Origin of the sequence: Bradyrhizobium sp. NBAIM08 (assembly GCF_020193935.1) — a bacterium.
In the GTDB taxonomy this organism is placed as follows: domain Bacteria; phylum Pseudomonadota; class Alphaproteobacteria; order Rhizobiales; family Xanthobacteraceae; genus Bradyrhizobium; species Bradyrhizobium yuanmingense.
On the sequence record NZ_JADYVR010000891.1, the window covers coordinates 1 to 408 of the forward strand.

At 62.7% G+C, this 408-nt stretch carries 1 protein-coding gene; it reads left to right on the plus strand.

Features of this window, described 5'->3' with window-relative positions; genetic code table 11:
- Positions 1–20: 20 nt before the first annotated feature.
- On the plus strand, positions 21–408 hold a 388-nt coding region (locus I6F37_RS42570; protein ID WP_225154762.1), incomplete at its 3' end, for a DUF1275 family protein.

The window sequence follows — 408 nt, forward strand, 5'->3', positions numbered from 1 at the left end:
CCTCCGCCTTTGAGCGTCGAATGTTCACCGCTTCCGCGTACAGCTTCCGCCAAAAGAGTCGGCTGGCCATCAGCCTGTCCTGGGTCGCGGGCTACACCAACGTCGTCACCTTCATCCTCTGTGGCGGCGTTGTCGTCGCGCACGTGACGGGGAACGTCACGCACCTCGGACTGGCTGTCGCCGATCAAGGATTCGGCGCTCCTCTCGCGCTCCGGCAGCTGGGTTACTACAGCTTCCTGGTGCTCTGTTTCCTGTCTGGCGCAGTCGGCTCGGCATTACTGACCGAGCTCGCCAAGCGGGCGAACGCAGTATCTCATTACACCGTGCCGGTCGTCGCTGAAACTTTCCTACTGTTTCTGCTCGGCGTGGGAGCGGCGTTGCACACCATCGGCGTCGTGTCGCTCGGAC